Consider the following 25,985-nt stretch of genomic DNA (forward strand, 5'->3'; position numbering starts at 1 on the left):
TGAAAAATGTATATATTTAAAACTTCTACTCGCTGTTTATTTAAAAAGATTGGAGTCCATTGATGGATTTACTCAAGATCACACAGACCCGCTATACCACTAAAGCCTATGATCCTAGCAAGAAAATCCCAGCAGAACAGTTTGAACGCTTGTTAGAAATTTTGCGTCTGGCACCCTCTTCGATCAATATTCAGCCTTGGCATTTTTTTATTGCCGATCATGATGCCGCCAAACAGCGCATTGCCAAAGCCTTGGTTGGTACTTATGCCTACAATGCACCCAAAGTTCTGGATTCTTCACATACCATTTTATTCTGCACCAAAGCCGATATTAATGAGTTGCATCTAGAAAACTTATTGAACCGCGATGATCTCAGTGGCCGTTTTAAAGATGAATCAGCCAAAGAAGGTCAGAAAAATACCCGTGCAGGTTATATTCATTATTATCGTAATTAAAAAGGTGATATTCAGCGTTGGGCTGAAAACCAGACCTTCATTGCACTCGGTCAAATGCTCTTGGCTGCCGGAATTGAAGGGGTTGATGCCACACCAATTGGCGGCTTTGACGAAGAGATGATTAGTGAAGAATTACAACTTGCAGAACAGGGTTTGATCCCTTCTGTATTGCTGACTTTAGGCTATCGCAGTGAAAATGATTTCAATGCCAAACTGCCTAAATCACGTCTTGCCGCTGAAGATATTTTCACCAAACTGTAAGGAATTTATGCTATAAAAGGGGTCAAGCGCCCCTTTCCATATCAATTCGGGCCTATTTTTTGCTTTATTTAATTTACATCTAATAGAATAACAATAGAGGTCATCTATGTCGCTCCTTACATCCAAATCCCTGAAATTTGAATGCCATCATTGCGATAAAATTTATCTCCAACACTATAAAGATCAACAGCATCGTTATCCAGACTGCCAACAGGCCGGTTTATTGCTTGGACTGGCCGAAGCAGGTGACCAGCTTCTTATGTCAAGCAGACATTGCATAAGCTAGGCAAATCACACTAGTCAAGCCTAACAACAACCCTACAGTACTTGCAGGTTTGAGCCGCTCTTTAAAGAATACCAGACCTGCAATGACACCAAATACCACCACCAGAATATTCATGCCGGCAAAGACGATCGCAGGTGAATCCTTGAGCAGCATATGCGCTTTGACATAGAAAGCAATATTGGCAAAATTCAGGACACCCAATAACAGACCAGCACCGATATTCTGCATCGAGCCCAAGCTGTTATATTTGATTAACAGATAGCCCATCGAAATGATCAGGGCGCAGACAAACATCAGATTCAGCGCCACGGCGAATTGGAGGCCCAGACTGGTTGTATATTTCAACAATACGTCTATTAGCGCATAACCGACCCAGACCAAGCCTAGATACAACATTCCCTGACTGCCCTGTCCTGTACTTTGTCGATGTGAGAACAGGATGCACAGCACTGCACCAATGCCTAAAGCGATCCCAAGTATTTTCAGCTGATTAAACTGTTCCTGAAAAATGAAATAGGCCGCAGCCAGTGACAAGACTACAGAAAGTCGCTGGGAAATTTCGGTTTTTAAAATCCCAGCCGTTTGCAAAGCCTTGGCCAGAAACAGGAAGACACTCGGAAGTAAAATACCCAGAGCCAGAATAAGCAGCCAAGGCGTCTGAGACATTGAAATATGCTGAATATCAGGCTTAAACCAGAAAAAACACAAGAGACTGGCTGTCATATAGTTCCAGCTAATCATGTGTATCGGACTCAGTCCCTTATTTTTGGCGACTTTTAATAATATTGAGACCGCAACGCTACATAGCGCTGCTGCGAAAATCAGTTCCATATGCTGCTCTTATTCTTGGTCTTTATAGGTCTACAAAAAAGCCCACATGTGCAGTGGGCTTTTTTTATAAATGATTCACTGGGAACTATTTATAGTGTGACACCATTTTTTCTAAAGAAATTGGGCGAATCTTGTCTGCATTACCTGCAGTACCAAAAGCTTCATAACGATCGATACAGATTTGCTTCATTGCGTCTACAGTTGCGCTGAAGAATTTACGAGGATCGAATTCGCTTGGTTTTTCTGCCATCATACGACGCATTGCACCGGTAGATGCTAAACGCAAGTCAGTATCAATGTTGATTTTGCGTACACCGTGTTTGATCGCTTCAACCAGCTGCTCAACCGGAACACCGTAAGTTTCCTTGATGTCGCCGCCATACTGGTTAATCACTGCCAACCATTCTTGTGGCACAGAGCTTGAACCGTGCATGACAAGATGCGTGTTTGGAAGTGCTGCGTGAATTTCTTTAATGCGGTCAATCGCCAGAATATCACCTGTAGGTGGACGCGTGAACTTGTACGCACCGTGTGAAGTACCTACTGCAATTGCAAGCGCATCAACATTGGTATCAGCAACGAAACTACGCGCTTCTTCAACTGAAGTCAGGAGTTGAGAATGATCCAGTACGCCTTCTGCGCCTACGCCATCTTCTTCACCCGCCATACCTGTTTCAAGGCTACCCAAACAACCGATTTCACCTTCAACAGATACGCCACACGCATGTGCCATTTGAACTGTACGGCGAGTCACATTAACGTTATATTCATATGAAGTTGGTGTTTTACCATCTTCACCCAGTGAACCGTCCATCATCACTGATGAAAAGCCTAACTGGATTGAACGTTGGCAAATGTCAGGGCTGGTACCGTGGTCTTGATGCATTACCACTGGAATATGTGGCCATTCTTCAATTGCAGCCAAAATCAGGTGACGCAAGAACGGAGCGCCTGCATATTTACGCGCACCCGCAGATGCTTGTACGATAACAGGCGAATTGGTTGCATCTGCTGCAAGCATAATTGCACGCATTTGTTCTAAGTTGTTTACGTTAAATGCTGGTACGCCGTAAGCATGTTCGCCGGCGTGATCCAAGAGCTGGCGCAATGAAATAAGAGCCATAATATCCTCCCAGTGAATGCCACATATTCTACATGTTCAAAGGTTTCAATTCAGCAACAAATAACACTATTTAAAAAAAATCCCTGCATTTGCAGGGATTTTGTGTCACATCAACCAGATTAAGGTGCTACAGGCTCTGAAGTCGCAGCAACTGATTCGTCCGCAGTCGCTTCATCGGCTGGAGCATTGGCAATTTCAGCCGGGATATCGGTATTTTTTTCATCTAAAATTGGCTGGTCAATGGCATCAATGGCGGCTTGCTGTTCTGGAGTTACCGTCTGATCTGCCACTGCTGCCGAGCTTTCTGCTTCAGCTTCTGGTGCACTTTCCTGTTTTGCACATGCAGTCAGTGCCAGAGATGCTGCTAATAATACTGCCGTAGTTAACTGTTTTTTCATCACGTATTCTCGTCATTTGATGATTTAATGACTGCATCTTATGACAGATTTATTGCATTTTAATGACGAAGCCATGAAGGGTAAGTTTTCGCTGTCAAAAAAATGACATAAAAAAGCTGGCACTTGGCCAGTTTTTTTAGCTCAAGACATGCAATTAAGCACGTTCTAGAAGTACTGCAACCGCCGGCAGGGTTTTGCCTTCAACGAATTCAAGGAATGCACCGCCACCCGTCGAGATATAACCAATTTTATCAGCCACTTCATATTTATCAATCGCAGCAAGCGTGTCACCACCACCCGCAATCGAGAAACCTTCCGATTCAGCAATCGCTAAAGATAAAGTTTTAGTACCTTCACCGAATTGATCTACTTCAAATACGCCGACCGGGCCATTCCAAAGAATGGTTTTAGAGGTTTTCAGGATTTCTGCAAATGCTTTCGCAGTTTCCGGACCAACGTCTAGAATCATGTCGTTATCAGCAACATCTGCAACGTTTTTCACCGTTGCTTTTGCTGCAGCCAATGAACCCAAGAAATCTTCAAAGTTGATTTCAGAGGCATCTGCAACCACAACATCAGTTGGAAGTGGAACTGATACTTTTGCAGCAATGGCTTTTGCTGTGTCGATCAAATCTTTTTCACACAGTGATTTTCCCACGTTATAACCCGCCGCAGCAAGGAACGTATTGGCAATACCACCACCCACAATCAATTGATCACAGATATCAGAAAGTGAGGTCAAAACGTCCAGCTTGGTAGAGACTTTAGAACCTGCAACAATCGCCACCATTGGCTTTTCTGGAGTTTTCAGTGCACGGCCAAGCGCATCCAGTTCAGCTGCCAATAAAGGACCTGCTGCTGCAACTTTCGCTAAACGCGCTACACCTTCAGTAGAGGCTTCTGCACGGTGTGCTGTACCAAAAGCATCCATTACAAATACATCACACAGTGCTGCATATTTTGCTGCAAGTTCAGGATTATTTTTTTTCTCACCGACGTTAAAACGGCAGTTTTCAAGCAAAACGACCTGACCTGGCTGAACATCAACGCCATCTAAATAGTCAGTAAACAGTTTTACTTCTTGAGCCAAAGCTTCAGTCAAGTAAGCCGCTACAGGAGCAAGTGACTGTTCAGCTTTAGGTTCACCTTCAACCGGACGACCCAGATGAGAATACACCATGACTGCAGCGCCTTTTTCTAGTGCTGCTTTAATCGTTGGCAATGCTGCACGAAGACGCGCATCGCTGGTGATCACACCATTTTTAACAGGAACGTTTAAATCTTCACGGATCAGAACACGTTTACCTGCTAAATCGAGGTCAGTCATACGCTGAAAGTTCATGTAGAGCTCACTTTATAGATATTAAAACCAGGCGATTTTAAATGATTATGCAGAAAAAGGTTAGCATCTTTTGCAGAAAACATTATGAATGCCAAAGTTTTGTTATGATAGAAAAAAGCCTCTTTTAGATTCAGTCCCTATGTCGATACATCCTGATCCAAATCTTAACCGTTTGAACGTGTTAGGTGAGCCTTTGTCCAGCTGTTGCTTCGATCCGATTACCGGTTATTTCCGCAATGGCTTTTGCCATACTGCGACCACCGATCTGGGCCAGCACACGGTATGCGCACAAATGACTTCAGAATTTCTGAATTTTTCTCAAAAAGTCGGTAATGACCTGATTACGCCTTTGCCCGAACTAGACTTCCCGGGCCTGCAACCGGGCGATTTCTGGTGTATCTGCGTAACGCGCTGGGTAGAAGCCTATGAAGCAGGTCAGGCGCCACCGATCAAGCTGCAAGCCTGCCACAAAGCTGTTCTGGCGTATGTACCGTTAAATATTCTTGAGGAATATGCTGTCTAATGAATTCTGCACAGATTATCTTGGCATCATCCAGTCAAACCCGCAAAGCGCTGATGGATCGTCTGCATATTAATTACATTTCCATGGTACCGGATATCGATGAATCTCCTCGCGGGGAAAATCACGCAGATGATCTGGCACAACGACTGGCTTTTGAGAAAGCCAGATATATTGCTGAACAAAATCCAGAAGCGATTGTGATCGGCTCAGATCAGGTGGCATGGCGTGAAGGTGCGCCGGATATTTTTATTGGTAAACCGTTAACGACTGAAAAGGCCATTCGCCAGCTACAAGCCAACTCGGACAAGATTGTCTATTTTAGTACTGCGCTCAGTGTGCAGCAGCTATCGACCGGTTTTGAACAAAGTCTGGTTGAACACTATAAAGTCAAGTTCCGCAAACTGTCTCAGGTCGAAATCGAGCGTTATGTCGAAATTGAACAACCTTTGCATTGTGCAGGCAGTTTCAAATGTGAAAGCCTCGGTATCAGCTTGTTTGAAGAAATGATCGGACAAGATCAGACCACACTGATGGGCATGCCAATGATCAAGCTCTGTCATATTCTTCGTGAATTAAAAATTTTGGTTCCTTAATCTCTCCCTTTAAATTCAGGCTTTACTCTATGTCTCAACCTTTAGACGTTTTAGGCGGCATCACCGCTGAACAATTCCTTAGCGAATACTGGCAAAAGAAACCATTACTGGTGCGTAATGCGATGCCTGAAATCGCCAATCTGCTTGAACCCAATGATGTGATGGAACTTGCGCTTGAGGAGCATGTCACTGCGCGTTTAATCAAGCAAAAAGATCGCGATCCCAATCAATGGAGCGTGAAATCTTCACCGCTTTTAAAAGCTGATTTCCAGAAAATGCCGAAGCTGTGGACGCTTTTAGTACAAGCAGTAGACCACTATTCATTTGATTTAGCAGAAATGTGGAAAAAATTCCCATTTATTCCGCAGTGGCGTCGTGATGACATCATGGTGTCTTATGCACCTCAAGGTGGTTCAGTCGGCAAACATTTCGATTTTTATGATGTGTTTCTGGTACAAGGCTACGGCCATCGTCGCTGGCAGCTTGGGCAAATGTGTGATGCCGAAACTGCATTTGTTCCGGGTCAACCGCTTAAATTATTGCCTGAAATAGAAGTGAACTTTGATGAAGTGCTGGCACCTGGCGACTTGCTCTATGTGCCGCCTGGTCTGGCTCATTACGGCGTGGCTGAAGATGACTGCCTGACTTATTCATTCGGTTTCCGCATGCCAAATATCAGTGACATGATGGATCGTGTCGGGGATAAATTCTCTGAAAATGAAACGCTGCGTAACCCATTGCTGGATATCATCCGTGATCAAGTCGGTGCTATCGGTGAAGTGAGCAGCAATGAGCTGGAATATCTGAAAGAACACATCATGCAGCAACTGCATAATTCCAATGTTCTCGAAGATGCCATCATGAGCTTGATGTCCGAACCTAAATATCCTGAAAACCTGCCTGAAGCAGAAGAAATCGGTACAGGTGATCTGGAAGAAGCACTTGATCAGGGTTATAGCCTGATGCTCGAACCTGCGTCACGCCTACTCTATACTGAAACAGACGGCAATGTTTTGTTCTGGGCTAATGGTGAAGGTGTGTCCATCTCTGAGGCATTCACTGCAAAACTCAAACAGCTTGCAGATGGTGAAGCGTTGTTATTCGGTGAAGACTTCGCTGATGAAGAAATTCTGGAAGATGTTGCAGCATTATTAAATGAAGCCGTGTTAATGCTGGTTCCACCTGCTGACGACGAGTAAGCTTTCCAAGGCTCTATTTAAGCAATAATTTTAAGAGGATCACATGATCCTCTTTTATTTTCAGAGTCTAAAATTCTAGCCACTTAAGGCTGATAAAGTTCCAGTACCACCCGAATCAGCGTATTTCCTTGTTCAGATTCAATCTGGAACAATCCTCCCATGCGCTCAACCCGCATTTTCATGCTGCGCATTCCAATACTCAGGCCATTTTTTTGCACCATGTCAGCATCGAAACCGATGCCATTATCCTGAATACTCAGGGTAAGCTGATGCGGCTGGGAATATTCCAGACTGACTTTCACCTGACTGGCCTGACTGTGCTTAATGATATTGGTCAGGCTTTCTTCGACTACCCGAATCAAGGTTAAACACTGTAATGCAGTCGGTTCACGCTGCCAGACTTTTGGAAATGACCATTCAACTTCAATCTCCATTTCTTCCATCAACTGGGTAAAACGATAACGTACCGGTGCGATCCAGAGTACCGGCGTTTGTGGGACTTTATTTTCAATAGATGAACCACTGTCAATGATTTGCCTGAGATCATCTCTAAGCAATTTCAGCATGGATAGAAACTGCTGTTTAGAAACTGTTTCGCTACTTTGATCCACCAGAATCATGGAACGCACAATAGACCCTCCCAACCCGTCATGCAGTTCATGTGACAGATTAATCCGCTCTTGCAGACGAACATTCGTCAGCTCCAGTTGATGTTTATCGCTCAGGCTTTTATTCAGGTCGGCACTGACCTGCTGAACTTTACGTTCTAACTGGGTATTAAATTTTTCGATTTTCCTGACATTACGATTCAAGCGTGTGCCCATAATCAGCACGACAAACAGGGTAATAATCGGTGAGGTATAGGGGGATAAAGGTGAAAATTCATTGACCTGGGTTTGGTTCAACATGATCAGGTCGATGACTACACACAGCAAAATCCCCCAGAGACACAGCGTCAGGAAGAGATATTCTCCATTTCGGGTTTTGATGGCCTGATAGCTGACATACACAGTACAACTAATAAAGAGCAATACATAGATGATAAACACTCCGCCCAGTACCTGCTCCAGATAATCCAAGGAACTGATCATAACCAGTAAGCTGGACAGAACGCTGACCAGAATAAATCCTCGCTCCAACTGCTTAAATTTTTGTTTTACAAAGCGGATCAGATACAGACAAAAACAATGGATATAGGCAATGAAAAAAAGCATATTGGCTTTAGCTGCCGAAATCGTGGAGCGAAATGGAAAATTTTCTGTAGTCAAAACATTGGAAATAAACAGAATCCACAACAGTGAACTGAGTGCCAGCCAGCCAAAAGTGGTTTCTGAACGCCGGAATAACCAGATAATGAAACAAATCAGCCCAATCGTGGCAGAGAAAATCATATTGATCTGAAATACAGTACGGCGATCCCAGATTTTGCGTAGGTACTGCTGGCTATTGACCAGTACATTATTAAACTGAATATTGCCCAGGCCCGCGCTTTGGAAACTGTAGCCATTTACATAAATCAGGATTTCATTACTGTCTTTACGCAAACCGCTAATCGGGAAAACCCAGTAACGCGGCATATTCCAGCTTTTCGACAAGGGTTCTTGCAAGTTCCGGTCAGACCAAAGCAAGTCACTATTCAGGAATACGGCACCTGCCGAATTAATATAATCAATAGAAAAGGCAACCGGTTCTGCAAGACGAATATTGTCTTGACATGACCAGCGCCAGACAATCTTGTACCAGGCACCCCCATGATAATTCTTCCAGTTGTTCTGCCAGTTATCCGGCAAACGTACGCTTTGCCAGCCCGATGTCGGCATCTCGGTAGGACCCTGAGCCTGAACTTTCTGAATATAGTCGATCTTCACCTGGCAAAGATCATTAATCTGAAAATGGCTTTGCGCCTGACTCATCCTACAGAACAAGCAAAGCCAGCTGCACAGGACAAAAACACCGATCCATTTCAGTCGCTGCCGTTTGCTGCTTCTGGAACAAGCAGATGACATTACAGAATTCCCAGATGCCGTGCGGTACTGACCGCCTTAGTACGTTTACTGACCGAGAGTTTGCGGTAAATATGCTTAATATGACTTTCGACGGTATAGCGTGATACACAGAGCTGCTCGGCAATTTCACGATTACTCAGACCTTGCGCAACCAAGGACAGGATTTCCTGCTCCCGCTGTGTGAGCGTTTCCTGATCCGCAGCTGGCCTGTTCTGTTCTACTGTTCCTGAAATGGTGGGAATAGAAATCTGTTTTAAAATTTCACGGGCAACAAAGGGATCAATCGGTGCACCGCCACGCAAAATACTGCGAATAGCCAAGGCGACTTCCACATCATCGCGCTCTTTAAGCACATAACCGGTCGCACCAGCCTGAATTGCGCTAAACAGACTATCCTGTGTACTCCAGGCAGACACCACTAGAATCAGCGCTTGTGCGTCCTGTTCGCGGATTTTTTCAATAATTGAAATGCCACTTCCATCCGGTAAACCCAAATCTACTAAGGCCAGCGCAATCGGCTGTTGCTGCAAAACGGCATATGCTTCTTTCACCGTATTGGCAAATAACAGAACGTCATCCTGATAACCTAGATTGCTTAATATGATTTTTAAACGGCGCTGGATGACATATTCATCTTCAACGATTAATACTGGTACTGGCAAGACTGCCTCCGATGCTGTCATAAGCACGCCCCTTATATTTATTTTTATATATCCCCTTTAAGATTAAAATATAAACAAAATCACACTAAAAATCATGATTTATTTATTTTTTATTATCTGAAGTTTTAAGCAGCGAGAAACGCTTACGCCCGTTTTCCATATCATAGACATAAAAAATGCCATCTGTTTAGCAGATGACAGTTCAAGATAGAAAATCTTTTGAAGTTATACGAGCTGTCTACTTTAAGCAGTACCGTATTGCTGTTTTAAATATTTCACAATCTCAGCCGATTCAAACATTTTGGTATCTGTATTTGGATCGACCAGATAGGGAAGCTGAATATTATTTCCCATCATTTCAAACAAATGTTCACGCTTACCGCCTGGTAGTGGTTCATATTTTCCCGGTTTTAAACGCAATTTGGCCGGTCCATAATCTTGCCAGCGCTCTTTAGCGACATTATGAAAAACAAACGGCACTTCCAGTTCACTCAAAACGGCGCGTACAATTCGGGTATAAGGACTGGCCTCAAAGCCCCATAATTCTAATAACAGTTCAGGTGTTGGCCGATCCTTAATCTTGGGATTCACCATTCCGCCGCGTAAACCATTGAGGACGGTTCCCGCAATTGCAGCCACTGGAATTTTAGGATAGTGAGCATATTTCTTGGGAGTTTTGCCGGTTTTGCCATAATGCTTGAACAGATGATCGATAATATCCTGAGACTCATAGAGTCGATCACCGGTATTTTCATCAACTAAAAAAGGAAATTGCAGTTTTCCACCCAATTGCTGCACCTCAGGACGGAAATGAGTACCCCCTCGTGGACATGGATAAACTTCATAATCCAGATTTAGCAAGGTCATGACTTCACGCACCCGACGACAAAATGGTGAACCCTCGTATTCATAGAGCTTCAAGGCTTTTTCAGGCTGATTTGGAAACGGTGTACCCACCATCCCACGTCCACCTTCAGCGATTGAAGAGGCCAAAGCTTGTACAACTTTAATTTGATGACTCAACATAGTATTTTCCTATTTTTGTTTTATATGAATGAAAGACAGAATCTAGGCATCCTGTCTTTCAGGGTACAGATAAGTTTTGTTGTTATTCTTTCATGCAGAAATGCAGATTCCGGCCGATTAAGCCACTAATGCTGTTTTAGACACCACAATACCATTATTGTCTGCATAGACATACTCGCCTGCATTAAACGTGACACCACTAAAACAGAGAGAAATATCAACTTCACCTACACCCTTGCGATTGCTCTTCTGTGGAATAGCCCCCAATGCATGCACACCAAGATCAAGTTCAGCAATTGCATCGACATCACGAACGCAACCGTAAATAATCACGCCATTCCAGTGATTTTTTACCGCTGATTCTGCAATCAGGTCACCCATCAAGGCACAGCGCATGGATGCACCGCCATCTACGACCAGGACCTTGCCTGTTCCATCTGTGGCCAACAACTCTTTCACCCGCGAGTTATCTTCAAAACATTTTACTGTCACAATCTGACCGCCAAAGGTTTTGCGCGCCCCATAACTCTTAAAAAATTTACCGTCCAGGCAAGGTGTCACCACCTGAAGCTCTAATTCTGGATGATCATCTAACAAGTCACAGGTAACAAATGCTGCTGTAGACACGGTGTTTTCCCCTCATTTCATTTTTTGTATGCGTAAATTATCATAAATTTCAAATTTTACCGTCTGAGTTAGCGCGGCCTCGACCATAGTATGAGCCACCTGCTCGGCTGTCACTGGCTTATACGCAAAACTATCCGGAATAAAACGCGATACTTTGTGGTAAACCTGCTGCGCGATATCTTCCAAAAAACGCTGCTCTGGACGTTCACCAATGAGCAATGAAGGTCGAATCAGGCTGATTCTGTCCAGAGTCAATGTTTGTACATATTCTTCCAGCTCACCTTTGACCCGATTATAGTAAAAATGAGATTGTGGATCGGCACCCATTGCACTTAGCAACAGGTAATGCGCTGAAGTTTGTTGTAACAGCTCTGCAAAGTGAGCATTTATGGTATAGTCAATACTATAAAATGCCTGTTTGGATCCGGCCTTTTTCATGGTGCTGCCCAGGCAGCTAAAACCATGGCTATGCTTGCTGATATCCTGATCATTCAACATCAGGAAATCTTCCAGTACCAGTTGTTGAACTTTATCCAAAGCATCCAGATCATTTTGATGTTTTCTGACCACTGCAGTAATCTGCTGGCAAGTCGGCTCATCTTGCAAACGTTTTATCAGTTGTTTTCCCACCAAGCCGGTGGCACCTATCACGATGGGATGAGTCAGTGATTTAGTCATTTTTTATACGATCTCCTAGGTGGAATACTAATCTAACGTTTTCTTTAGAATTTTTCTGCATCTAAAATGTTGTCAAAGCATGTCAAGACTTGACTTCGGTGCTTAGTTTAATCAAAATATGGCACTTGTTTACGGGCTGGTGATAATTCCTCTGATGTTGGTTTTCAGTTGAGTTTCAGCCCGCCCAGACCAATCTATTTCAAGGAGTGCACGAGTGGCAAACTCTGCTCAAGCTAAAAAACGTGCTCGTCAAAACGTTAAAGCACGCAAACACAACGCAAGCTTGCGTTCTATGGTTCGTACCTATCTTAAACGCACATTAGCTGCTATCAGCACTAATGACTATGCAGTTGCTACTGAAGCGTACAAATCGCTTGTTCCAGTAATCGACCGTATGGCTGACAAAGGCATCATCCATAAAAACAAAGCAGCTCGTCATAAGAGCCGCTTGAACGCGCAAGTTAAAGCATTAGCTTCTAACTAATCGCAAATGAAAAAAGCCCTTTTTTAGGGCTTTTTTTGTGCCTGAAATTTCAAGAAATCAGAAAAACAATCCGTTTAGATGCCCCTCATCCTGCCAATACGATGAGATAAAAAATAAGTCGCACCTCCCTTTTTAGATTATTGATCTTTATCCATAGAGGATGGCGAAGTAGTCTTATCCTGTTTCGTATTATCAGTATCCCGTTTTTGGCATGCGGTTAAACCCAGAATCGCGATCAGGCTAAAAATTGTGATAACTTTCATAATTTTCCTCAAAATGAATATTTCTATATTTATTAAGCATAGATAATTTTTATACTTACATTATTGAATTTTCACCCTATAAATGTAAAAAGGTGCAGTTTAAAATTTATTTTTATCGTTTTAGACTGACTTTTATTGAATGGTCAATATGAAAGGCCACACCATCTTCATAATTCCTAACTCCCCAATAAAAAACTCAACTGCTGCGAACAATTGAGTTTTGAAAGAATATTTTCATTTAAGAAAGTTGGGAACGTTTAAAATCAGCAATATCCAGTTCATGTACCTGACCGCGCCAGATCCATTTCAGCTTAGATTCCAAGAATACATCACCCTCAAACCAGACAAACAGACCTTCCATCATTTTCGGCCAGTCTTCCCGACTGACGTCCTGACGCCCAGACATCACTGCAATCATGGCTGCGAGAATAGTATCGTGGCTGACAGCCAAACTCAGCCCATATTTATTTTGCGGATGGGTGTTGTAAATCAGTTCCAGTACATCCACCACGCCATGAATCGGCTGTTTCATCCCCGGCAAGGCATTATTGACAAAACTGTTAATGAAACCGAGCGCACCCTGCTTGGCGAAATAAGGTCCAGCTTTTTGAATATCCAGTACAAAGCTACCAGGCTCCACCAGAAGTCCCTGTTCAATAATTTCAATACGATGGGTATTCTGCTCAGGGGTAACCGCATCTGCCCCTTCAATCATCAATGCAGCGGTATCAATACAACGCTGAATCGGACTCGAAATACAGTGATGAATCACGCGATCGGTTTGATCAGCCAGATAAGCCCCCCACTCTTGCGCCAGATCCCGCCCCTGATTGGTCAGTTGCAGATCATAGCCTGCCAAACCTTGACCCGGAACCTCCTCACGAATCGAATGCCGTGTGAATAAGGTGACAGGCGTTTGTACATCAGGCAATAAATCAATTGCACTCAACATACTCGGTGGAAGCAGTTTCAGGGACACGTTACAGCCAACTCTGGATTGGTAATAGGTTAAGCACCACTATAACACGCTCAGAATTTTGCTCAATGCTCGGCCTGCATGTCAGACACTGCCTGCAATGCAATAATTTTCATATCATTATTTTTATAAGCAATGAATCCACCGTTCAGCAAGGTATCCCGATGATTATAAATAAATGGACGACCTTCTAAATCAACCAGACCACCACCAATCCGTTCGAGCATACATTGACCAGCGCTGGTATCCCATTCCGAGGTCGGATGAAAACGTGGATAGATGTCTACCTGATCTTCCAGCATCATGCAAAATTTATAAGCGCTGCCCGCTTTAAATTCGGTGTAGTCAGTGAGCTTAGCCAGACTTTGCAAATACTCGGTATATTTCGGTTTCTGCTGGCTACTTTGGCTCAATCCCACAGCAATCATTTTAGTAGTTTCAAGCATTTCATAAGCAAACCATGTCATCTTTTGGATATCATATTTATAAGGCAAGCCCTGCTCAGGACAGAAATAAATCAGTTGCTGCTCCGGAACCGCTAATATGGCAAAAGTGGTCAAACTGCCTCTGACCAGACTCAAATTAATGGTAAATTCGGGGCGCTGGTGCAGAAATTCCTTGGTACCATCTAGCGGATCCAGTAACCAGAATTCTGACCATGAGCGGCGTTCATGTTCCTGTCCTTCTTCAGACAGTAAAGGCAAGCTGGAAATCTCTGCCAAAGCCTGGGTCAGATAAGTATTGACCCGAAAATCTGCCTGAGTCACCGGAGAATTATCATTTTTTTTGATGACATCAAAAGCCGCACCAGAACAATAACGCTGATATTCTTCTCGCAAAATTTCACAGGCTTGTGTCAAAATGGGCACAAACTGCAAAATCATTGGATCTTGTGGTGCTGCTGTTGCTTTAAACATAGAAAACCTAAATATGTCAAAATGCTCTGAAAAACCTACCATAATTTTCGATATGGATGGCACTTTACTTGATCTTGCCTACGATGATTTCATCTGGAACGAGTTATTGCCTGTGCGTTATGCTGCCACACATGGCTATAGCCTGGAACACAGCCAGGCGACACTCTATGCATTCTATCAGGAACATAATCATACCTTAAACTGGTACTCTTCACGCTTCTGGACGGCTAAAGTCGAAGTCGATGTTCTGGCGATGCAAATTGAACATAAAGATAAAGTGGCCTTACGCCCGCATTGTCTCGAATTGCTCGATTATCTTAAAAATAATGGCTATCCCATCTGGCTGGCCACCAATGCTGACTGTGCGGGTCTAGCATTTAAACTGGATCATTTGAATTTAAGAGATTATTTCGATGTGATTGTCAGTTCAGAAACGATCGGACATGCCAAAGAATTTATCGAATTCTGGCAAGGCCTAAATGCATTGCATCCATTTGATCCTACGCATGCTTATTTTATTGATGATACCGAAAAAGTCCTGAATGGCGCTCAAGCCTATGGCATTCAGAATCTGTTGAGCATCCAGCAGCCCTCTTCAGCCAAAGTAGCACGCCAGACTTGTAATTACCCGATGCTGCACCAATTAACAGATTTAATCACTCATTTAAATCAGGCTGAGGTAGAAAAAAAATATGCGTAAATCGTCTTTACCCGAAGATGCGGTAGGCATGCGTATAGACAAATGGCTGTGGGCAGCACGGTTTTTTAAAACCCGATCGATTGCCAAACATGCAATTGAAGGTGGCAAAGTCCATCACAATGGTGAACGTGTCAAGGTATCACGCGAAGTCCGTGTCGGTATGGAACTGACGATTCAGCAAGGCATCGACAAAAAAACCGTGCTGGTTAAGGAACTTTCTGATGTTCGTGGACCTGCACCCGTGGCACAAAAACTGTATGAAGAGACCGAAGTCAGTATTGCGCGCCGGGAATTGATTACGTCACAAAGAAAGTTGCATAATCTAGCTCGTCCCGACCATCGTCCAAGCAAGAAAGATCGTCGTGACATCAGTAGATTTAAAAATGAAAATAGTCAGAATTTCGATCAGTCATGGTCCTATAATGACGAATAAATTTAAGCGTCAGAATATGTCGTACATGCGCTGACTTTTATAGAACACTAGGGAAAATTCTGTCACTATACACCTGTGGAACAAAGCTCTAATTTAAGACATCCACTTGAGTACTAACTTAGTGACATCGTATTGAGGTTGTAAGATGGATGAGAATAAAAACAAGGCGCTCAACGCTGCCTTAAGCCAGATTGAAAAACAGTTTGGTAAAAATACAGTTATGCGTCTTGGTGACAATACCGTTCAGGCAGTTGAAGCTGTGTCTACAGGTTCTTTAACGCTGGATATCGCGCTCGGTATTGGTGGTTTACCTAAAGGTCGTATCGTCGAGATCTATGGTCCTGAATCTTCAGGTAAAACCACAATGACCCTGCAAGCAATTGCAGAGTGTCAGAAAGCAGGCGGTACGTGTGCATTCATCGATGCGGAACACGCACTTGATCCTCAATATGCACGCAAACTGGGCGTAGATATCGACAATTTGCTGGTATCGCAACCGGATCACGGTGAACAGGCACTTGAAATTGCAGACATGCTGGTACGTTCTGGCGCGATCGACATGATCGTTGTCGATTCTGTTGCTGCATTGACACCACGTGCTGAAATTGAAGGCGAAATGGGTGACTCGCATATGGGTCTGCAAGCCCGTTTGATGAGCCAGGCACTGCGTAAAATTACTGGTAATGCCAAACGCTCAAACTGTATGGTGATCTTCATTAACCAGATTCGTATGAAGATTGGTGTCATGTTTGGTAGCCCGGAAACCACGACTGGTGGTAATGCACTGAAATTCTATGCATCTGTACGTCTGGATATTCGTCGTATTGGACAAGTGAAGGAAGGTGACGAGATTGTTGGTTCTGAAACCAAAGTCAAAGTCGTGAAAAACAAAATGGCACCTCCGTTTAAAGAAGCTTTATTCCAGATTCTTTATGGCAAAGGTGTTAACCATCTAGGTGAATTGATCGACCTTGCTGTACAGCAAGAAATCGTGCAGAAAGCTGGTGCGTGGTATTCTTATCAAGGCGACAAAATTGGCCAAGGTAAGAACAACACCATCCGTTATCTGGAAGAGCATAAAGAAATGGCTCAGACGATTGAAAAACTGATTCGCGACCAGCTTCTGACTAAAGCAGTGGTTGTTGAAGAAGACGATAGCAAGGAAGAACCTGACTTTTTAGATGCATGATCTTATTAGATGCGTCATCTTTAAACGTCAAGACACAGCGCCCTCCGGGGCGTTTTGTTATTATATAGGGAACGTAACATCCGAGAGAATCATGTCAGACGTGAAATTCAGCAAACTGCTCGATTATGAAACTTTAAAACAGCAATTTAGTGATGCTGAAGATCAAGCTCAACCTGCAAAAACTGCGATCCAAGACGCTCCTGAATTTGATCCCGAAGAACGTTTATTTTCCTCTACCCCAACTCAGGATGAGAAAAAACCGGGACTGACAGGCTCACGCTTACGTTCTTATGCCTTTGCCGTACTGACGCGCAAGGAATATTCCAAAGCCGAACTGATAGAGAAACTAGCCCTCTATGCAGAGCATCGTGATGAAGTTATTAACCTGGTTGAAGAACTGTCCCGTGAGAACTATCAAAGTGATCAGCGCGTGGCGGAAACCATGTTGTCGAGTCAAAAGCGTAAAGGTAAAGGTCCCAATCAAATTAAAATGAAACTCAAGAGCAAAAAGATTGATGCTGCCCTGATTTCAGAAGAACTCAAGGAAACTGATTGGGTGCAGCAAGCCTATGAACTAAAAGTCAAAAAATATGGGACTGAAGTTACTAAAGACCCCAAGCTCAAAGCCAAACAGATCCGTTTTTTAATGTATCGTGGTTTTGAAATGGATGCGATTATCAAGGCGATTAACCGTAAAGCAGAAGACTAAGTCTTATATTCTTTGAAAGCCTTAATACACGTATAAACATATTGGATATTTAATTCAATATTAGCTGCAAAATAAAATAAAGCACGGCAAAAGATAATGATGATTTAATCATTAAAATAATAAGATAGCGCTATTTGACGACATTGAAAAAGGAATAATATTTGAGAATAGAAAACTGCGAATTTGCATTGTTATTATAATAATAAGAATATGGTGGCAACCCTACCAGCAAAGCTCCGGCACATCATAGTTCTATTACCGTTGCTACCTTCCGGTCCTGGCGGGGTTCATAGAGTACAATTGCGAAGTAACCAGCAGGGCTACCATTACAAAAACAGAGTATAGAGATTTTTAATCAAGTTGCAAGCCTTGTTTCCTAAAATCATCCTTCAAGCTATCCGTTTGATTATTTTAAAAACAATATTGATATTTCTGCTGATTTTTAAGGGATCTTCACAATCAATCCATCAACACTCAGATTCACATGATCTTTGTAAAACCTTGTTGCATTTTCTAAAAATGCCGTTTTTAATGTGTGCAATGTATATGAATGATCTACTTTGAAAAGATGAGCAGCGGATCCGCATCTCACAAAGAATTATGGAAATTTTATGATGTTTAAAAAGACCGTATTGTGTGCAGTGACAGCACTCTTTACCACGCCTCTATTTGCCAATATTCCGATTGAATCGCGTGGCTTGAGTCAAGCTACGAATCAAACCACAGTAAATACCCCAGCAGCAATTGCGGCTGGTGCAACTCCAGCAGTTCAAACCAATACCAGCTGGCAAATCATGCAAAAGAACCAGCAACTCGAAAATGACCTGCGGATTTTGCGCGGTAAAATGGAAGAACAGGAAAATGAGATTGAACGGCTCAAGAATGAACTGACCAATCGTTATGCCGATCTTGATCAGCGCCTTGAACTATTGCAACAAAAAATTGAACCTGCTGAGGACAATCCAACGGAGGAAAACCCACAGGATACTGCACCCAGCCTAAACACAAATAAGGTCAATACAGCAAGCAGCGGACAGCAACCTGCTGATCTTGAAAAAGCAGCTTATACCGTGGCTTTAGATGCTTATAAAAATGGCGGTGCAGCCAAAGCCATTGCCCCGATGCAAAACTTTATTAAAAACAATCCGAATAGCGTTTATATCAGCAATGCTTATTTCTGGTTAGCGGAATTCAATCTGGCGATTGACCCACCAAAATTTGCTGAAGCGAAACGTAATTATCTGATTGTCGTTGACCGTTACCCAAATTCCGCGAAAGCATCCACTGCCCTGTATCAGCTTTATAACATCAGCAAAGATGTCGAAAAGAATGCTACGCTTGCTTCACAATATAAAACAAAGCTACTGAAGAATTATCCGAAAGCTGAGGAAATTAAATTTCTTAAGTAAAATAGAAATTCCCAAAATAAAAAAGACACCTTCAGGTGTCTTTTTTATTACCTCAAACATTTAGCGCACAATGCCGCGCTTCGACTGTTCAAGAGAGTCAATTAGACGTTGTACTTCAGCCACTTCCGGCAAAATTCCTGTACGGATCTGCTCGATTGCTTCCTGAGTCGTTAAACCTGATTTATAAATCAGTTTAAAGGCATCACGTAAACCGCTGATTACGGTCTTTGACCAGCCTTTACGACGCATACCTTCAATGTTCATAGCAAATGCATGCGCAGGATTACCTGAAACCATTACATAGGCCGGTACATCTTTCAGAATCAGTGATGCCCCACCAATCATGCTATAAGAATCAATCTTACAGAACTGATGAATGCCCGAGTTTCCGCCAATGACGACGTAGTCCCCGACATGGACATGTCCAGCCACACCGACGTTATTAGCAAAGATATTATAATCTCCGACCATACAGTCATGTGCAATATGCGTATTCACCATGAGCAGGTTATGACTACCGATCTTGGTCAGGCTCTGGTCCTGAACCGTGCCACGATGCAGACTGCAATGCTCACGAATCTTGTTGTGATCGCCAATCTCAAGCCAGGTTTCTTCACCGGCATACTTAAGATCCTGACACACCTCACCTACACTGGCGAACTGGAAAATTTCATTATATTCACCTATACGCGTATAGCCACCCACCACCACGTGTGAATGAAGTTTGCTACCCGCACCAATAGTGACATTTGGCCCGATAATACAATATGGGCCAATTTCTACATCAGCAGCAATGACTGCTGATGGGTCAATAATGGCAGTTGGATGAATAAGGGGATTATTGCTCATGCCTGCTCGACTTTTTGATGCGAAACCATAATTTCCGCGGTTGTTGCGACGACGCCATCTACAGTGGCAATACAATTATATTTGTAAATGCCCCGCTTTTGCATCACTAATTCAGATTTTAAAACCAATTGGTCACCTGCAACCACCTGTTTTTTAAATCTAACTTTTTCCGCACCGGCAAACAGGAACAAAGAACCTTCACTTGGTACTTCGTTATTCATCACAAAACCCAGAATTCCAGAGATTTGTGCCAGTGCCTCAACAATCAGTACACCTGGCATAATTGGATAATTCGGAAAATGGCCTTGTAAAAACTCTTCATTAATTGAGACGTTTTTATAACCAACAATGCCATTATCGGTAATTTCGACGACGCGATCAACCAATAAAAATGGATAGCGATGGGGCAAATATTCACGAATCTTTTGAATATTCATTGGCAATTCAGGCTTCGTGAATGTAGGCAAATTCGACTCTGTCATCATAATTATTTACGCAACTTAAATGTTGATTCAATGGACTCAATCTGAGATTGCATATGATCTAGTCGTTTGATCACCTGGGTCAATGGCACATCTGCTAATTGTCTGAGGCGAACCACGGTACGTTTCCATTTCTGGTTTTCAAACAGACCAATCCCGGATGAATATTTTCCAGCTTCAGAAATATTATTTGTCACCATTGACATTCCCGTCAACGTCACATTATCGGCAATATTCAAGTGTCCAGAAATCGCAGAGGCACCACCAATGATACAGTTTTTGCCAATTGAAACACTTCCTGCAACGGCAGTTTTTGCAGCAATGGCGGTATGTGCACCAATTTTAACGTTATGCGCGATTTGCACAAGATTATCAATGATAACACCCTGTTGCAAAATCGTATCATCCAGCGCACCACGGTCTACGCTACAATTTGACCCAATACGCACATCATCCTCAATGCGTACAGAACCTAATTGCGCAATACGGTGCCATTTACCTTGATAAGGTGCAAAACCAAACCCTTCGCTGCCAATCACGCTATTGGCATGAATACGCACCCGATTACCAATTTTTGCTGCGCCGGTGAGGGTCACATGTGAGTCAATAAAACAGTCCTGACCGATTTCGACATCATCATCGATCTGCACATGCGCCTGAACAATCGTATTCGCACCCACGACACAATGCTCACCAATCACCACATAATGACCAATATAAGCATCGTCCGCGATCATTGCCGACGGGTGAATTTGAGCAGTACTTTCAATGCCGCGCTGGCGATGTTTTCTCTCAAAGACATGCGTCAGAATCGCAAAAGCCAGATAGGGATTTGCCACAACAATAAAGTTTTGATGTGAAGTTATCTGTTGTTTTAGTTCAGCCGTGACAATTAAAGCACCTGCCTGACTTTGATTGGCCTGCTCTACATATTTATCGGCATTCACAAATGCAAGATCTTGTGAGGTTGCCTGTTCAAGACTGGCCAAAGCACTCAAACGTAAATCTGTCTGACCTATGCACTCGCCCTGAACCAGGCGAGCGAGATCAGCTAACTGAAGCTTTTGATGATTCATTGATTATTTAATTGCATTAACCTTTTGAATCATTTTATCAGTTAAATCATATTTAGCATCATAAGCAAGTGCTGAATTTTTATTTAAAACTACATCCAGGTTGTTTTCTCTACGCAATTGTTCAGCAATTTGCTTCACACGTGCATCAAATACAATTCGGATCTGCTGAATCGAGCTTTGGACATTTGTCTGTACAGATTGTTGTAACTGATTCAATTCTTGCAACTTAGCCTGATATTGCGCAGACATTTTCTGTTTTTCAGTCTCACTGAGCTTGGTATTGGATTGAGCACGTTGCTGCAAAGTTTCCAGCTCTTTGCTGAGTTGCTCAATCTTGGTGGTTTGTGGCTGAATTTTTTGCTGGAATATCGTGTTTTGTTGTTTCAGATAAGTACTACCTTCAACCACACGCTCCAAGTCAATTACCCCCATACTAGCCGCTTGAGTCAAAGGAGCAACACTTGCCAAAGCCAGGCTCATTGCCATAATCATTTTTTTCATATTATTACTCATTCAAAAAAATTTGCTCACAAAACCTGCAGGCTTTATGAGCAAAATTTAGTTTCTAGGTCAAAACGATTTTAGAAAGTACGTCCAATTTCGAACTGGATGTTTTTAGTATCATCACCGTCTTTTTTATTCAACGGATAAGCATAGCTAAGTGATAATGGTCCAATCATGGTGATCCAGGTGAAACCTGCACCCACGCTATAGCGCATATTATCTGCATCGAAACCGAAGTTATCTTTACAGTACTGCTTTCCATTTACTGAAGTGCCATTAACGAAAATATTTTCATTTGATACATCACATTGGGTATCAAACACTTGTGCACCTTCAGCAAAGATGACTGGACGAACCTGACGTGCCCAATCCCCTTTAAATGGTACTGGAAGCACTAATTCGGTACCAAATTGAATTAGTGCATTACCACCTACTTCCTCAGGAGAAGGATCCGTTTGACCTGTATCAGAGAAATATACACCTGGATATTTAGGACCTAATGTACTATTTTCATAACCACGAACCGAACCAAAACCACCTGCATAGAAATTCTTGTAGAATGGCAAGTCATTACCATAACCCAACTTACCATAACCGCGCAGGACAAAATCTTTGCCTAATGGGAAAAATGCCTGAGCGTCATAAGTGACTTTTTGATACTCGACATCACTACCTGGCAAGGCAATTTCAGCATTGACACGATGTGACATACCCGTTGTCGGGAACATCGGTCTATTTAAGGTATTATAAGACCAACCTAAATTAAGGTTATAAGTCAAAAAATCACCCTGGAATTCTTGACCATATGGAACTGGATTAGGGCAAGGCTGGTAACCAGTAACATTCCCAGCAGAATCTTTAATTGGAACTAATGCTTGAGGACAATACTCACCACTTTTTGTTTCTTTTCCGCCATTACGTTCCAAATAATCAGCAACATAAGTCGACACATATGGACCAGTGGTTACATCCGTCTGATCAACATTCAGACCCAAACTAACACTTTGGTTTTCATCAATTGGATAACCAAAGTTAATCCCACCACCAAAACTATCCGTCACATAGTTGTTGACGTTATAGTCATCATCAAGCTTGGTTTTACGGTAATACATGTTATAGCCGCGACGCACACCATCAATGGTGAAGTACGGGTCCATCACGCTCAAGTTATAGTAATCTTGCGTTTCAGAACGCGACAAATCGATTGAAACACTATTCCCTGTACCCAGGAAGTTGGTTTGACTTAAACCTGCCTGGAAAGTTACACCACCGCTTTGCGAGAAACCAACTGCAAGAGTACTGGTTCCTGAATGCTGCTCTTCAACGGCAACATTCAAGTCCACCTGATCTGGCGCACCCGGAATACGTGCAGGTTTGATATCGACAGTTTTAAAGAACCCGGTACGCTCCAGACGAACCTTAGACAGGTCAATCTTTTCATTGCTTGCAAGTGCACCTTCCATTTGGCGCATTTCACGACGTAGTACTTCATCCGCAGTTTTAGTATTACCAGTAAAATTAATACGTCGTACCGTGACTTGCTGCCCCGGATTAATATAATAATTTAGATCAACCAGTTTGGTTTCGTTGTTAATTTGAGGAACAATGTTGACTTCTGCATAGTAATAACCTGCGTTACCATACTTACGCTGTAATAACTGCTTAACCGCGTTAACTTTTTCCTGCGAATAAATTTCGCCTTCTTTGAAAATTTGTAAAGCCTGCAATTCTTCAGTCTTATAAAGTGCATCACCTAAATATTTGGTTTGACCAAATTTAAATTGCTCGCCTTCATCCACAGACACTTCGATGAAAACATTCTTTTTATCTTCACTCAAGTTCAGGCTGGAATTGGTAATATTAAAGTTGATATAACCGCGATTTAGATACATGGCACGCAAAGCTTCTAGGCTTGCCGCCATCTTTTCACGTGCATAACGGTCATTACGGGAAATGACCGAACTCCAGCCACTTTCTTTTACGGCAAAAGCCTGCTTGATATCAGACTCTTTAAATACAGTATTCCCGATAATATTGATATCGAAAACTTTGGCCGCTTTACCTTCAATAAAATCAATCAGCAATTCAACACGGTTATTTGGTCGAGGCGTCGTGGTGACCGTAATATCGGCATCATAACGACCTTGCTGCATGTATTGCTGTTCAAGTTCAGTTTCAATGGTTTGCAAGGCTGATTTTTTTAGCACTTCGCCTTCAGCCAGACCCATTTTTTTCAGGCCTTCTTCAAGTGCTTCCTTAGGAATCAGCTTATTGCCTTTCAATTCAATTTTCGAAATGACCGGGCGTTCAACAACTTGGAAAACCAAGGTATTGCCCTGCTGAACGGCTTTAATGTCATCAAACAGGCCTGATGCATACATGCTACGAATTGCATTGGCAATGACTGGATCATTGACCCGATCACCACTGTTAATCGGCACTAGGCCATACACATTGTCAGGAGTTAAACGTACTAATCCATCAAATTTTATATCTTGTACAATGAATTCATCTGCTGCATATACTTGTTGTGCTACTGCCATTGCACTAACGAGTGCCAGAGGCATAAATAAATGTGTGTGCTGCATGCCAGTCTTTTCCGCTGTTAATTTATTCCATTTACGTTGTTATAAACGCATAAAATCATTAAATAATGCCAGAAGCATCATACTGCCGAGCAGTACCATACCAATTTTTAGTCCAACCAATTGTATTTGTTCGGAAACAGGTTTACCACGAATTAATTCAACAAAATAGTAAACCAGATGTCCGCCATCAAGCATTGGAATAGGCAGTAGATTTAATATTCCTAAACTTACACTCATTAGCGCCATAAAGGAAATAAAAGTTTCCCAACCCATTTCTGCGCTTTGTCCTGCCACTTTGGCAATGGTAATTGGACCTGATAAATTATCCAGGCCAATCAGACCGCGTACCATTTTGACAATCGAATTCAGAATCATCGAAGATAAATGTGCTGTTTTATCAAATGCCATTACCAACGCTTCACCTGGCGTGTAATGAATGGTCTGTTTATATTCTGCAGGAATGTTCAGTTTACCCGGATCGCTTTGCACGCCCAGCATACCGGTCACATTGCCCATATTGTCACGTTTACCTTGCGGCATGACTTCTAGATGAACCACCTTATTTTCGCGTAGAACATCCATTTTGAGTAATTTTTCTGGAGATGCCTGTACCACCTGCACCACATCAAACCAGTCTTTCATCTGAACGCCGTCAATGGCCAGAATCTTGTCACCTTCTTTCAAACCTTGACGGATGGCTGCACCATCTTCACTCAGTTTGCTAATTACAGCCGGAATTTCTGGCCGATAAGGCAAGAAACCCAAACTTTCAAGTGGCGATTGACTTTGATCTTTTAAATAGTTTTGAATCGGCAACTGGAACAGTTTGTTTTCACCAGCACGATCTGCCTGAATAGAAACCACGCCAGTTTCACCAACACGATCCACCAAGGCATAACTGAGTTTTTCCCAAGTTTCCACCTGAGTACCATCCACAGCTATAATTTTGTCACCCGGCTGCATTTGTACGGTGGCAGCAGGCGTATTTGGTAAAACTTTACCCACACGGGTATTCAGCTGTTCTTGAGCTGGTAAAAATAACACCCAGAACAGAAGGACTGCAAAAATCAGGTTGATTAATGGTCCCGCTGCCACGATGGCAATCCGTTTCCACGGATGCTGACGATTGAAAGCTTTGGGTAAGTCTTCTTCAGCAACATTACCTTCACGTTCATCCAGCATCTTGACATAGCCACCCAAAGGCAAGGCAGACAATTGATACTGAATTCCGGATTTTTTCGAGGTCCATTTTAATAATGTTGGCCCAAATCCAATCGAATAGACCAATACTTTAACGCCCAGTTTACGCGCCACAATATAGTGACCGAACTCGTGAATCGCAATTAAGGGACCGAGTAAGAGAATTGCAGCGGCAATCATAAACAAGGCATTCATA

The 25,985-nt window shown here is 42.8% G+C and carries 27 protein-coding genes, 1 other RNA gene and 2 pseudogenes; 11 read left to right on the plus strand and 19 right to left on the minus strand.

The window, feature by feature from the left end:
• Positions 1-62: 62 nt before the first annotated feature.
• Both nfsB and F894_RS15415 read left to right on the plus strand, forming a co-directional pair.
• Positions 63-716, plus strand: a pseudogene (gene nfsB, locus F894_RS15050) (oxygen-insensitive NAD(P)H nitroreductase).
• Between the two features lie 106 nt (positions 717-822).
• Positions 823-1,016: pseudogene (locus F894_RS15415) on the plus strand (hypothetical protein).
• Here the strand turns inward: F894_RS15415 and F894_RS05515 are convergent.
• The 4 genes from F894_RS05515 to F894_RS05530 form a co-directional block, all read right to left on the minus strand.
• Positions 979-1,833 carry a DMT family transporter gene (locus tag F894_RS05515; RefSeq protein WP_005246594.1) on the minus strand — a complete coding sequence of 285 codons (855 nt, stop codon included), beginning with the start codon at positions 1,831-1,833 and terminating at the stop codon, positions 979-981. The pseudogene F894_RS15415 and the gene F894_RS05515 sit on opposite strands and share 38 nt — an antisense overlap.
• Before the next feature lie 85 nt (positions 1,834-1,918).
• Entirely contained in the window at positions 1,919-2,956 is a 1,038-nt protein-coding gene (fba, locus tag F894_RS05520) for a class II fructose-bisphosphate aldolase (RefSeq protein ID WP_005246601.1), read from the minus strand.
• Between the two features lie 119 nt (positions 2,957-3,075).
• Complete coding sequence (locus F894_RS05525) at positions 3,076-3,354, minus strand: hypothetical protein (RefSeq protein WP_005246603.1); 279 nt, start codon at positions 3,352-3,354, stop codon at positions 3,076-3,078.
• A gap of 154 nt (positions 3,355-3,508) precedes the next feature.
• On the minus strand, positions 3,509-4,696 hold the full coding sequence (locus F894_RS05530; RefSeq protein WP_005246605.1) for a phosphoglycerate kinase: 1,188 nt from the start codon (positions 4,694-4,696) through the stop codon (positions 3,509-3,511).
• Between the two features lie 139 nt (positions 4,697-4,835).
• On the opposite strand from F894_RS05530, the gene F894_RS05535 reads away from it, so the two are divergent.
• From F894_RS05535 to F894_RS05545, 3 genes are read left to right on the plus strand one after another with little or no spacing between them, the layout of a single operon-like run.
• Positions 4,836-5,219, plus strand: a complete 384-nt coding sequence (locus F894_RS05535; protein ID WP_004279857.1) for a DUF2237 family protein — start codon at positions 4,836-4,838, stop codon at positions 5,217-5,219.
• Positions 5,219-5,812 (plus strand): Maf family protein, encoded by a 594-nt coding sequence (locus F894_RS05540; protein ID WP_004279859.1) that lies wholly within the window; start codon positions 5,219-5,221, stop codon positions 5,810-5,812. The genes F894_RS05535 and F894_RS05540 overlap by 1 nt, the downstream gene beginning before the upstream one ends.
• Positions 5,813-5,841: 29 nt before the next feature.
• Positions 5,842-7,011: a ribosomal protein uL16 3-hydroxylase gene (locus F894_RS05545; protein ID WP_005246607.1), complete on the plus strand. Its 1,170-nt coding sequence runs from the start codon at positions 5,842-5,844 to the stop codon at positions 7,009-7,011.
• Between the two features lie 83 nt (positions 7,012-7,094).
• On the opposite strand, the gene F894_RS05550 is transcribed toward F894_RS05545, so the two are convergent.
• From F894_RS05550 to F894_RS05570, 5 genes are all read right to left on the minus strand, one after another.
• Positions 7,095-9,017: a sensor histidine kinase gene (locus tag F894_RS05550; protein ID WP_005246610.1), complete on the minus strand. Its 1,923-nt coding sequence runs from the start codon at positions 9,015-9,017 to the stop codon at positions 7,095-7,097.
• Entirely contained in the window at positions 9,017-9,700 is a 684-nt protein-coding gene (locus F894_RS05555; protein WP_005246613.1) for a LuxR C-terminal-related transcriptional regulator, read from the minus strand. The genes F894_RS05550 and F894_RS05555 overlap by 1 nt, the downstream gene beginning before the upstream one ends.
• A gap of 222 nt (positions 9,701-9,922) precedes the next feature.
• On the minus strand, positions 9,923-10,705 hold the full coding sequence (locus tag F894_RS05560) for a glutathione S-transferase N-terminal domain-containing protein (RefSeq protein WP_004646733.1): 783 nt from the start codon (positions 10,703-10,705) through the stop codon (positions 9,923-9,925).
• A 117-nt stretch (positions 10,706-10,822) separates the two neighbouring features.
• Positions 10,823-11,332, minus strand: a complete 510-nt coding sequence (gene rraA / locus F894_RS05565) for a ribonuclease E activity regulator RraA (protein WP_004729838.1) — start codon at positions 11,330-11,332, stop codon at positions 10,823-10,825.
• Positions 11,333-11,344: 12 nt separating this feature from the next.
• Complete coding sequence (locus F894_RS05570) at positions 11,345-12,010, minus strand: NAD(P)H-binding protein (protein ID WP_005246615.1); 666 nt, start codon at positions 12,008-12,010, stop codon at positions 11,345-11,347.
• Between the two features lie 214 nt (positions 12,011-12,224).
• Between F894_RS05570 and rpsT the strand changes: the two genes are divergently transcribed.
• The gene (gene rpsT, locus F894_RS05575; RefSeq protein WP_004279868.1) at positions 12,225-12,494 is read left to right on the plus strand and encodes a 30S ribosomal protein S20; all 270 of its coding nucleotides are present in this window, start codon (positions 12,225-12,227) and stop codon (positions 12,492-12,494) included.
• Positions 12,495-12,631: 137 nt separating this feature from the next.
• Here rpsT and F894_RS15355 read toward each other — a convergent pair whose 3' ends face one another.
• The 3 genes from F894_RS15355 to F894_RS05585 form a co-directional block, all read right to left on the minus strand.
• Positions 12,632-12,757: a hypothetical protein gene (locus F894_RS15355; RefSeq protein WP_004646731.1), complete on the minus strand. Its 126-nt coding sequence runs from the start codon at positions 12,755-12,757 to the stop codon at positions 12,632-12,634.
• 238 nt (positions 12,758-12,995) lie between these two features.
• Complete coding sequence (locus tag F894_RS05580) at positions 12,996-13,736, minus strand: histidine phosphatase family protein (protein ID WP_004279869.1); 741 nt, start codon at positions 13,734-13,736, stop codon at positions 12,996-12,998.
• 62 nt (positions 13,737-13,798) lie between these two features.
• Positions 13,799-14,650: a 3'(2'),5'-bisphosphate nucleotidase CysQ family protein gene (locus F894_RS05585; RefSeq protein ID WP_005246616.1), complete on the minus strand. Its 852-nt coding sequence runs from the start codon at positions 14,648-14,650 to the stop codon at positions 13,799-13,801.
• Positions 14,651-14,663: 13 nt separating this feature from the next.
• On the opposite strand from F894_RS05585, the gene F894_RS05590 reads away from it, so the two are divergent.
• From F894_RS05590 to F894_RS05605, 4 genes are all read left to right on the plus strand, one after another.
• Positions 14,664-15,350 carry an HAD-IA family hydrolase gene (locus tag F894_RS05590; protein ID WP_034438158.1) on the plus strand — a complete coding sequence of 229 codons (687 nt, stop codon included), beginning with the start codon at positions 14,664-14,666 and terminating at the stop codon, positions 15,348-15,350.
• Positions 15,343-15,783 carry an RNA-binding S4 domain-containing protein gene (locus F894_RS05595; protein ID WP_005246619.1) on the plus strand — a complete coding sequence of 147 codons (441 nt, stop codon included), beginning with the start codon at positions 15,343-15,345 and terminating at the stop codon, positions 15,781-15,783. The genes F894_RS05590 and F894_RS05595 overlap by 8 nt, the downstream gene beginning before the upstream one ends.
• 145 nt (positions 15,784-15,928) lie before the next feature.
• The gene (gene recA, locus F894_RS05600) at positions 15,929-16,972 is read left to right on the plus strand and encodes a recombinase RecA (protein WP_004279873.1); all 1,044 of its coding nucleotides are present in this window, start codon (positions 15,929-15,931) and stop codon (positions 16,970-16,972) included.
• A gap of 91 nt (positions 16,973-17,063) precedes the next feature.
• Entirely contained in the window at positions 17,064-17,681 is a 618-nt protein-coding gene (locus F894_RS05605; protein ID WP_005246622.1) for a regulatory protein RecX, read from the plus strand.
• A gap of 220 nt (positions 17,682-17,901) precedes the next feature.
• Here the strand turns inward: F894_RS05605 and ffs are convergent.
• An RNA gene (ffs, locus tag F894_RS14875) (signal recognition particle sRNA small type) lies at positions 17,902-17,998 on the minus strand.
• Between the two features lie 294 nt (positions 17,999-18,292).
• Here ffs and F894_RS05610 point away from each other — a divergent pair.
• The gene (locus F894_RS05610; protein ID WP_005246625.1) at positions 18,293-19,090 is read left to right on the plus strand and encodes a tol-pal system YbgF family protein; all 798 of its coding nucleotides are present in this window, start codon (positions 18,293-18,295) and stop codon (positions 19,088-19,090) included.
• Between the two features lie 60 nt (positions 19,091-19,150).
• Here F894_RS05610 and lpxA read toward each other — a convergent pair whose 3' ends face one another.
• The 6 genes from lpxA to rseP all read right to left on the minus strand — a co-directional run bounded on the left by lpxA (position 19,151) and on the right by rseP (position 25,984).
• On the minus strand, positions 19,151-19,939 hold the full coding sequence (lpxA, locus tag F894_RS05615; protein WP_004279876.1) for an acyl-ACP--UDP-N-acetylglucosamine O-acyltransferase: 789 nt from the start codon (positions 19,937-19,939) through the stop codon (positions 19,151-19,153).
• The gene (fabZ, locus tag F894_RS05620; protein WP_026055766.1) at positions 19,936-20,421 is read right to left on the minus strand and encodes a 3-hydroxyacyl-ACP dehydratase FabZ; all 486 of its coding nucleotides are present in this window, start codon (positions 20,419-20,421) and stop codon (positions 19,936-19,938) included. The genes lpxA and fabZ overlap by 4 nt, the downstream gene beginning before the upstream one ends.
• A gap of 5 nt (positions 20,422-20,426) precedes the next feature.
• Complete coding sequence (gene lpxD / locus F894_RS05625) at positions 20,427-21,497, minus strand: UDP-3-O-(3-hydroxymyristoyl)glucosamine N-acyltransferase (protein ID WP_005246627.1); 1,071 nt, start codon at positions 21,495-21,497, stop codon at positions 20,427-20,429.
• Positions 21,498-21,500: 3 nt separating this feature from the next.
• Entirely contained in the window at positions 21,501-21,998 is a 498-nt protein-coding gene (locus tag F894_RS05630; RefSeq protein WP_005246628.1) for an OmpH/Skp family outer membrane protein, read from the minus strand.
• A gap of 80 nt (positions 21,999-22,078) precedes the next feature.
• Positions 22,079-24,589 carry an outer membrane protein assembly factor BamA gene (bamA, locus tag F894_RS05635; protein ID WP_005246629.1) on the minus strand — a complete coding sequence of 837 codons (2,511 nt, stop codon included), beginning with the start codon at positions 24,587-24,589 and terminating at the stop codon, positions 22,079-22,081.
• Positions 24,590-24,628: 39 nt separating this feature from the next.
• Positions 24,629-25,984 (minus strand): RIP metalloprotease RseP, encoded by a 1,356-nt coding sequence (gene rseP, locus F894_RS05640; protein WP_005246630.1) that lies wholly within the window; start codon positions 25,982-25,984, stop codon positions 24,629-24,631.
• Between the last annotated feature and the right edge of the window lies 1 nt (position 25,985).

Origin of the sequence: Acinetobacter sp. CIP 51.11 (assembly GCF_000369665.1) — a bacterium.
Classification (GTDB): domain Bacteria; phylum Pseudomonadota; class Gammaproteobacteria; order Pseudomonadales; family Moraxellaceae; genus Acinetobacter; species Acinetobacter lwoffii_S.